Raw genomic sequence first — 8,807 nt, forward strand, 5'->3', positions numbered from 1 at the left:
GGGCATGACACAGCGATTAGAGGACGTTCTGGCGGGCGGCGACGGGCTGTTCGAAGGATTCTTCGAATGGTTTGAAGGACAATATGACGCTGCATCCGGCGGTTTTTATTATGCCCGCAGTTCCAGAGATTCCGGGACGTTCACGCCGGACATCGAATCGACGGCGCAAGCTTTGGGTATTATCGAACGCTGCGGCCTCCAGCAAAGGCTGGCCGACGACATCAAGGCGGGCATCGTGCGTTTTTTTCAGTCCAAGCAAGACCCCGCGACCGGTTATTTTTATGATGCCGATCCCCAGATGAGAAAAGACGATGTGATGGTGGGCCGCGCACTTGGGTACAGCGTGGGAGCACTTCGCAAGTTGGGTGCAGCCCTCTTGCACCCGCTGCCGGGCAATCGGCATATGGCTCCGGCATATTGCCGTTCTCCCGAGGCTTATGCGGAGTGGCTGCGTTCGATCAGTCTTGCGAACAGCTGGCGCGGCTGCGACCGGCTGTGTAACTCGGCCCCCTATTTAACTCAGATGACGCCGAAGGAGCGGGGGCCGTTTTTATTTGAAGCTTTGTCTTATTTTGCGAGTATTCAAGATCCCGTAACGGGGTTATGGGGTGAAGGCACCCCTTATGTGCGAATATCGGGAACCTTCAAGCTGTTGACGTTCTATAACCGATTTCAAGCACCCTTGCCCCGGACTGCGGAAATATACCGATCCCTGCTCCACGCCCTGCGGAACGAGGAGGCCGTTGATATGTGTTATATCCGGAACCCGATCAGTCTCCTGACATCGATGAAGCTGCGCATTCCGGAGGAGGACGTTCTGGAGATCGCGGAAATCACCTTATGGAATATGGCGCGGCTCAAGCGGGCGGACGGCGGATTTTCCAGGGAGATCGATCATTCCCCGCCGGCACCGAATGTGGCCCAAGTGAAGCAAGGTGAGTATTATCCTGACATGCCGGAGGCGGTTCCACTGGGCAAAGGTGAGGTTGAAGGGGACATGAATGCGGGAACGCAGGCGATTCTTATCCGCTATTCGCTGCATGAGCTCGGGGGGCTGCAGGGACAAAAGCTGAATATTCCCGATTCTGTGTTCTCATCTTTACATAGAAGATACGGCTAGATCATGTTGAGTCAGGCCCCTCTGAATAAATGTTATCGCTCAGCCGAGATGACTTTCTGATTTTTATGACATGGATAATAGGAATACGCAGACCCTTCGGCGAAGAAGTTATGAAGGGTCTTTAATTTAATGAACCGATGAATGCTAAAATTCGGTGCTTGATTAGCAGAGGAGGAGGATCATGGCACAAATCGGAGTCTGGGAACAAGCGGAGCCCGGGGTGACAAGGAAGGTGTTTAAACCCGGGACCGGGCTGATGATGATGGAGGTGCATTTTGAAGAAGGGGCGGAAGGTGCACTGCACAGCCATCCCCATGAGCAGATGAGCTACTGTCTGAAGGGCGCCATCGAATTTTATATCAACGGTGAGACGACCCTGGTGCGTCAGGGAGACACCATCGTCATTCCCGGCGGAGCGGAGCATGGGGTAAAAGCACTGGAACCCTCTGCTCTTTTGGATGCGTTTACACCCCTGAGACTGGATTTGCTTGGTCCCGGAGTGCCTAAAGCTGAAGGAAATGAAGAACGAAGTGAATAAACGACTTGATATGAGAGACAGAAAGGAATGGATATGATGAAGCTTTGGGAACGGGATATTCCCGGACATGATTCGGTGGAAGAGAAATTCACACCCTACATGACACCTTATCTATTAGAAAATGAAACGCCTCACGGGGCCGTGCTTGTGCTTCCGGGCGGCGGATACGGGCGGCGCGCGGATCATGAGGGCGATCCGATTGCCATGTGGCTGAATTCGATTGGTCTATCGGCCTTTGTTGTTCATTACCGTGTTGCCCCTTATCGCCATCCGTATCCGCTGGGCGATGCCCAGCGTGCGGTCCGGCTTGTAAGGCATCACGCCAAGGAATGGAACATCGATCCGGACCGCATCGGAATCCTCGGATTCTCGGCAGGCGGACATCTCGCGGCGAGTGCCAGCACTCATTTCGATGAAGGAAACCCGGAGGCCGTGGATGCTGTGGACCGGCAGAGCTCCCGTCCGAACGCTTCCATTCTCTGTTACCCGGTCATTTCATTTAAGGATTATTACCATGAGGGCTCCATGACCAATTTGTTGGGGGAGGACCCGCCAGAAGATTTGAGAAATGAAATGTCCCTTGAACTTGCGGTAAAACCGGACACCCCTCCTTCCTTTCTGTGGCATACCGCCGACGACGGTGCGGTTCCGGTCGAGAACAGCCTGATGTATGCCGGATCACTAAGCCAGCAGCGTATTCCGTTTGAGCTTCATGTTTTCCCGGAAGGCCGGCATGGCCTTGGCCTTGCGGAAGAAGACGCCAGTGTTTCGCAATGGACGGGCCTGTGCGCGGGGTGGCTGCAGAAGATCGGATTCCTGGCGCAAGCGGTCGTCGTTCAGGGAAGGTAGACGGATGCAGCTAAATTGAACTCATGAAAAAAAACAAGCTCATCTGAAAAATCATTCAGATGAGCTTGTTCGTATAACCTAAAGATCAGGACCGGCCTCTAATCTCCTGTCGGAGGAACAGGACGTAAGAGATGGCGAAGCAGATCAGCGTGGCTGCGGTCAGTCCGGTAATTTGCGGCCAGACGAGCAGCAGGCTTTGGCCAAACGGCAGCGGACTTGCGATGGCACCGTACACCTGCTCCTGCGTGAGCGGTCCGAGATTGCGGATGGACGGCATCAGCAGGGTGGTCGTCGCCTCATTGAACAGGGTATACGGCGACAGCCGGCCAAGCCAGAGCATCAGATTCTGATAACTCATGACATCATGGACCGTGGCCGAGGCAGAATCCGGAGCCAATCCTCGCGCCAGCAATTGAAGGATCATATCAAAAAAGAAGCTGAAGAACAGCCAGACCGCAATGCTCGACAGGGCGGATGTCGCCGGCTGGCGGAATCGTACGGAGAACATAATGGACAGATTCAGCCAAAAGCCAACGTAAAAAATGGTCACGACCAGAAAGCTGATGATTCTCAAAAATTCCTCAAAGGTTGGCGGTATGCCGATAATCAGGGTGCCCAGCGCCATGGTCAGCAGCCCGAGCGTGATAAACATGATGCTGATGACGATCAGGGAAGCGGCGAATTTGGCATTGAGCAGGTCGTCGCGGTGGATCGGCTGGGCCATGATGCGGCTGAGCGTCCCTTTGTTCCGTTCACTGTTGACGGCATCAAAGCCCATGCCGATTCCGAGCAATGGACCTAAGAAACCGACAAACCCGATGAAGGTCGGGAGGGTGCCATCCGAGAGGGTGAACAGCTTCAGGATGACAAAATCATCGACCCCGTTCTCCGATCCGAGGGCTTCCCGGATGCTGTTCATAGCCGTATATAGGGAAGCCACGCAGGTTAAGGCAATGATGCCAAGCAGTAAAATGAAGCGCCAGCTCCGGATATGGTCCGCGATCTCTTTACGGACCAGCACGCCGAAGGCTGAAGGCGTGGACGATTTGGCAGATTCTACTGTTGCCGATTGGCCGGGGGTGCTGGTCCGCTTGGAAACTATTTTTTTGATGTTTTCGGAGAAGGACTGCAGCCGGCGCCCAATGCCAGTCAGCTTATCCTGTACGCTCAGCACTCTTCGCTCTGCCATGCTCATCACCTCCTGCAAAATAACGGTGGTAGATTTCGTCCAAACCATACTGCTGACGGTTCAGCGAGAACAGCTGGGCACCTGCATTCACGACCGCGCGGGCAATCTCAGGACTGCAATCCCTATCGGCCCGGATCAGAACCTTAGCCGGAAGGTCTCTGATCGGGGTGTCCGCATGCTCAGCCGGATCGCTTTCGATAGTCGGAACCTCGATCTGGTGAACTCCTTCGATGGTGCTGATCTCATCCCGCAATTCGGGCCGAAGCTCATCCAGCTCCACGGTGATCATAATCGGATCATCCGCGAACAGGGTCCGGGACAACCCCTCGACATCCCCTTCGGCAAGCAGCCGTCCCCGCACGAACAGGCCGACGCGGTCGCAAATCTGCTGAACCTGGTGCAGCTGGTGGGACGACAGCAGTACGGTAAGACCTTGCTCACGGCTTAGCTTCCGTATCAAACGCAGCAGCTCCTCCATTCCTGTTGGATCGATGCCCAAGGTCGGTTCGTCCAGGATGATAATCTCCGGGGATTTCATCAAGACGTCCGCAAGTCCGAGACGCTGCCGCATCCCGCGGGAATAGGCCCCCGTCTTCTTGTGGGCTGCCTGCGTGAGCCTTACTTGCTCCAACAGCTCCAGCGCCCTTTTCCGGGCTTGGGAATCGGGGATTCGATTCAGCCGGGCCGTAAGCATCAAATTTTCGAGCCCGGTTCGGTCCTCGTAAAAGCCGACGTCATCGGGCAGGTATCCGACCCGCCGCTTGACGGGGATCGGTTCTCTGGTCGGATTGAGGCCAAGCACGTTAATGGTTCCTGAATCCGGTTCGCTGAGCCCGAGCAGCATCAGGATCGTGGTGGATTTGCCCGCACCGTTCGGGCCGAGCAGACCGAAGATCTCGCCGCGTTTAATTTGGAGGGATAAACGGTCCACCGCCTTCGTTTCAATGTAGCTCTTCGTCAATTCGTGAATGTCAATGACCGTATCCATCAAGGTTATCTCCTTCCGTATTTACGAATGAGAACATAGATGCCTCCCAGAATTGCAACAATGACGAGCACGCCGATCCAACCCCACAGCATGGAGCCTTTGACGGCTACGCGGAATTGGGCGTCGGAGCTTGCTTCAGCCGCTGCGGCCTTCAGAGTGGTAACATAATCGCCCGCAATGGCTTTATCGCTTGACGACAGTTTGGCCTCTACCGTTGTGGATTTGCCTGCGGGCAGATTTTCGATCGTTTTCGGATTGAAGCTTACCTCCCAGTCCACCGGGGTATCGGAGCTAAGATTAATATCCGAGAGAGGCGCGGTCCCCGTATTCTTGACCAGCAGCTCGATGGTTTTGCTGCCGCCCGCATTTACGTTTGTGCTGAGCAAACCGCTTGGTGTTGTAAGCTCCAGCCCATAAGATCCCGTAATGACAGCTTCCAGCGCAAGCTCGGAGGATGTCGATGAATTGGAGGCGCGGATCGGAATGGAGAAGGTGCCTTCCGTCACTTCGGCAGGCGGTTTGATATCGACAGTAATGGATTGACTTGCACCCGCTTCGATTTCGACGGAGGATACCTGCTTGCCGCCGGAGGTGAATGTAACGTCCCATCCCGCTTGGGCATCGGCCTGCAGAGCATAGTTTTGTTTATTGGCAGTTCGGTTTTGCAGATTCACCGTGTAGGTAAACGTGGAATCGGCATGCCCCTCCAGATTGGCTTGATCGGTTGTGAGCTCGGTCTGATAGGTTCCTTTTTCCGTAATATCCACGGTTAATGGCAGACTGGCCATGGATCCCGCCGTTACTTGAAACCGGTAGGAGCCTTTATCTACTTTGAGCGGCACGGTAACCTCCAAGGACACCGATTCCGATTCGCCCGGCTTCACAGACACTTCCTTCAGCTGCCAGCCTCCGCCGTTAAGCTTGGTGCTCCAGCCGCTCGGCAGGCTGTTGATTTGGAGCGGAACCGTAATGACGCCGCTCGTATTGTTTTTGACTTCAAGGGGATAATTGATGACTTCCCCCGGCGGAACGGAAATCGAGGTGTAAGGTGTGTACAAGGTGATTTCTCCCGCCGCGAACGCGGTATTTCCTCCACTTAACAAGTAAGTACCCAGGATGAACAAGAGCAGCAGGTTCAGCTGCTTTGCTCTTTTTCTAAGCGATTTCATGACACTACCCCTCCTAATTTATGGATTCATAATGAGTACGTTAGAAGCACCGGGTTTGGATTTATCGGAAAGATTAAAATTAGCTAAAAAATTCATTAAAGGAAGCTGAAAAGTGTCCCGGTTTATTCAAAAGCCAAGGAGCGTTTGCTAAAATATTGAATCGAAAATGGCAGTGCGAAAGGCAGGCCATCATGATTCTTTGAGAGGAGAACAGGTTAGGGGGAGTTCAGGGATGAACGATCATTCTGCGATGTGGTTGGAGGAGATTGCAGAAGGTTCGGCCGCAGCGTTCAGGCGTTTCTATGATGCCTATGCCCGCCTGGTTTACCGGCTGGCTTTGCAGATGACCAAGGATCCGGCCGAGGCGGAGGAATTATGCCAGGATATCTTTATGGAAGTGCTGCATAAGGCGGATCAGTATGATCCTGCACGCGGAAGCGTCGAGGCTTGGCTGGCTGTGAGAACACGGTGCAGGGCGATGGATCGAATGCGCAAGCGGCAGCGTACGGCTGCAGCCGAATGGATCGAAGAGGCGCTGCCGGAAAAGGCATGGAGCGAAGAGCAGGAATCGGTAGAGTTGGCCGCCTTGCGCCGATTGGAGCTGGAGCAGGTAAAGGAGGCGCTCCAGGGCATTCCGCCCCTTCAGAGGATGGCGGTTTACGGAAGCTACGTCGAGCAGCGCTCCCACCGGGAAATGTCGGAATTGTTAAACCGGCCTGTCGGAACCATCAAATCCTTAATCCGGTACGGCATCCACAATGTTAGACGGCGGCTGGATGCGATGAACGGGAAGGAAGGGGGGAACTCGCAGCATGAAACATTCAAAGCAAGACCATGAGCGTTTCGCTCAAGACGACTTTGACTGCCCGTTATATCCCGAGGAGAAGCTTGTTGATTACGTTATGAAGCGATTGCCGTACGCGGAGAGGATGAATATCGAGCACCATCTTAAGGAATGCATGACATGTTCCGGGACAGCGGCGGAATGGGCCGACCTTATGGGAGCAGGAGGTATCGCAAGGCCATCACATGAATCCGATGTAATCGAGCAAGAGCTGTTTCGAAGCGGTGATATTCATGACGAACCGCTTGTCGGATCGACTCAGCCTGCAGGTACCGGGACGGCCATTCGGGAGTCAATGAAGAATCAAGCCGCGGATGGACACATGCCTCCCAAACGACTGCGCAGCAGGCTCCTGCTTGCGGCTTATATCCGGTCCTTCCGAAGCAAAATCCGAATTAGGAAGCATGTTGCATTGCAGGCGATATCCGGAGCACTGTTCATCCTGTTGATAGCCGGTTTATTCACCTTGAAGGGAAACGACGCTCAGACCCATGCGGCCTTCGAACATACGGTGAGCCAGCGGATTGCCGATATGCAAAGCGAGGATACCGAGCGGTATGTCATACAGCCGGTTGAGCCTTTCTACGGCAGCGGCTCGGTGTGGCTAAAACGCGGGTCGGGAGAAATGCTGATCGTTGTGAACGGACTGCATTCCTTGGAGGAGAAAGACTATCAGGTGTGGCTTCAGGATGAGGATCGGCTGTCGAGCGCGGGCTTTATGCTTGTACAGGGCCCGCAGGGGAAGAGCTATTATTACGGTTTCGGAGCGGAGAAAGCGAAGCGGATTGTGGTCAGCATGGAACCCAAAGGGGGGAGCCGGAGACCGACCGGGCCCGAAGCCGTCCTGGTGAATATGGGGCCTTGATGCCCAGGCATACAGTGGAAATAAGTTATCCAAGGGAAACGCCGTGTCTAAAAACAATGAGTAAATCGAAGGCGGTGAGTACGGGATGTGGCGCGCAGATGCTTTGCTGGAGTCCATGTATAACGAGGCAATGGGACGAACGAAAGACAGGCAGGTTTCCATGAGCGCCGAAGAGCGAAAAGGGCATTTAAAGCAGGCGCTTCGGCAATTGATCGGCGAATTCGAATCCAATGACAGGCAAAAGCCTGTACTGCTCGAACAGGAGCCGTGTGACGGGTATATTCGGGAGAGGGTGGAGCTATCCGCCGTACCGGGCGTGTCCTTTGCGGCGTATGTATTAATTCCGGAGGAAAATCAAGGGAAGCCGATGCCGGCAGCCGTCGCCGTTCATGGCCATGGCTATGGAAGCAGGGAGATCGTAGGGTTGAAGCAGGACGGATCAAGGGATTCCGATATGCCCGGTATACACCGGCATTTCGCTGTCCAGTTGGTACGGCGGGGCATGGTGGTGATCGCTCCGGATGTAGCCGGTTTCGGTAAGCGCCGCCTGGCGGCGGATCTCGCATTGAATCCGGATGCCCCGAATTCCTGCCACCGGCTGTCCACCCAGCTGATGATGCATGGCAAGACGCTCGCTGGTCTCCGCGTAGCCGAGACGCTGAAGGCCTTGGAGTATGTGGCCGAACGCCCGGAGGTTCAGGCTGACAGAATCGGCATCATGGGTTTTTCGGGAGGCGGGTTTATCTCGTTTTTGAGCGCGGCGCTGGATGAACGGATTCGGGCTGCCGTGCTTGCGGGATATCCCAATACTTTCAAGGACAGCATTATGGCGGTGCAGCACTGTGTATGCAATTACATCCCCGGCATGCTCAACCATGCCGAGCTGCCGGAATGGATGGGGCTGATCTCTCCTAGACCTTTGTTTCTGGAGTCGGGAACCCATGATCGGATATTCCCGGCCGCGGGCTTTGAAGCCGCAGCTCATGAGCTCAGGGAAACATATCTGTGTAACGGTGCGGAGGAGAAGCTGCAGACCGATCTGTTCCCCGGGGCACATGAAATCAGCGGCCGATATTCGTACGACTGGTTGTTTGAACGGTTAAGCAGCCCGGACTTGTGAAGGTACTCTTCCCTAGCCGTTTCTGATCAGGCACTAATTGTAACAGGGCATCGCACGTATGGGCCGCAAGAGACTATTGGTACAGGTGAAATAGAACAAAAAGGGACTCCTGAATCATCAGGAGT

Annotated in this window: 9 protein-coding genes; 6 read left to right on the forward strand and 3 right to left on the reverse strand. The window is 54.6% G+C overall.

Annotated features, from left to right (window positions below):
* Positions 1-4: 4 nt before the first annotated feature.
* The 3 genes from PLA01S_RS30725 to PLA01S_RS30735 all read left to right on the forward strand — a co-directional run bounded on the left by PLA01S_RS30725 (position 5) and on the right by PLA01S_RS30735 (position 2,507).
* Positions 5-1,120: a hypothetical protein gene (locus tag PLA01S_RS30725; protein ID WP_127596294.1), complete on the forward strand. Its 1,116-nt coding sequence runs from the start codon at positions 5-7 to the stop codon at positions 1,118-1,120.
* Between the two features lie 181 nt (positions 1,121-1,301).
* Positions 1,302-1,658 (forward strand): cupin domain-containing protein, encoded by a 357-nt coding sequence (locus PLA01S_RS30730; RefSeq protein WP_127596297.1) that lies wholly within the window; start codon positions 1,302-1,304, stop codon positions 1,656-1,658.
* Between the two features lie 36 nt (positions 1,659-1,694).
* Positions 1,695-2,507, forward strand: coding sequence for an alpha/beta hydrolase (locus tag PLA01S_RS30735; protein WP_127596327.1), 813 nt, complete (start codon positions 1,695-1,697; stop codon positions 2,505-2,507).
* 85 nt (positions 2,508-2,592) lie between these two features.
* On the opposite strand, the gene PLA01S_RS30740 is transcribed toward PLA01S_RS30735, so the two are convergent.
* From PLA01S_RS30740 to PLA01S_RS30750, 3 genes are read right to left on the reverse strand one after another with little or no spacing between them, the layout of a single operon-like run.
* On the reverse strand, positions 2,593-3,696 hold the full coding sequence (locus PLA01S_RS30740) for an ABC transporter permease (protein ID WP_127596300.1): 1,104 nt from the start codon (positions 3,694-3,696) through the stop codon (positions 2,593-2,595).
* Entirely contained in the window at positions 3,662-4,684 is a 1,023-nt protein-coding gene (locus PLA01S_RS30745; protein WP_127596303.1) for an ABC transporter ATP-binding protein, read from the reverse strand. Before PLA01S_RS30745 ends, PLA01S_RS30740 begins: the two co-directional genes overlap by 35 nt.
* Positions 4,685-4,689: 5 nt before the next feature.
* Entirely contained in the window at positions 4,690-5,853 is a 1,164-nt protein-coding gene (locus tag PLA01S_RS30750) for a COG1470 family protein (protein WP_127596305.1), read from the reverse strand.
* Positions 5,854-6,085: 232 nt separating this feature from the next.
* Between PLA01S_RS30750 and PLA01S_RS30755 the strand changes: the two genes are divergently transcribed.
* The 3 genes from PLA01S_RS30755 (at position 6,086) to PLA01S_RS30765 (ending at position 8,682) form a co-directional block, all read left to right on the forward strand.
* Complete coding sequence (locus PLA01S_RS30755) at positions 6,086-6,691, forward strand: RNA polymerase sigma factor (protein WP_127596308.1); 606 nt, start codon at positions 6,086-6,088, stop codon at positions 6,689-6,691.
* Positions 6,666-7,562: an anti-sigma factor gene (locus PLA01S_RS30760; RefSeq protein ID WP_127596311.1), complete on the forward strand. Its 897-nt coding sequence runs from the start codon at positions 6,666-6,668 to the stop codon at positions 7,560-7,562. The genes PLA01S_RS30755 and PLA01S_RS30760 overlap by 26 nt, the downstream gene beginning before the upstream one ends.
* 85 nt (positions 7,563-7,647) lie before the next feature.
* Positions 7,648-8,682: a dienelactone hydrolase family protein gene (locus PLA01S_RS30765; protein ID WP_127596314.1), complete on the forward strand. Its 1,035-nt coding sequence runs from the start codon at positions 7,648-7,650 to the stop codon at positions 8,680-8,682.
* The last annotated feature ends 125 nt before the right edge of the window (positions 8,683-8,807 follow it).

This window comes from Paenibacillus lautus NBRC 15380 (genome assembly GCF_004000945.1).
Taxonomy (GTDB): Bacteria; Bacillota; Bacilli; order Paenibacillales; family Paenibacillaceae; genus Paenibacillus_AQ; species Paenibacillus_AQ lautus.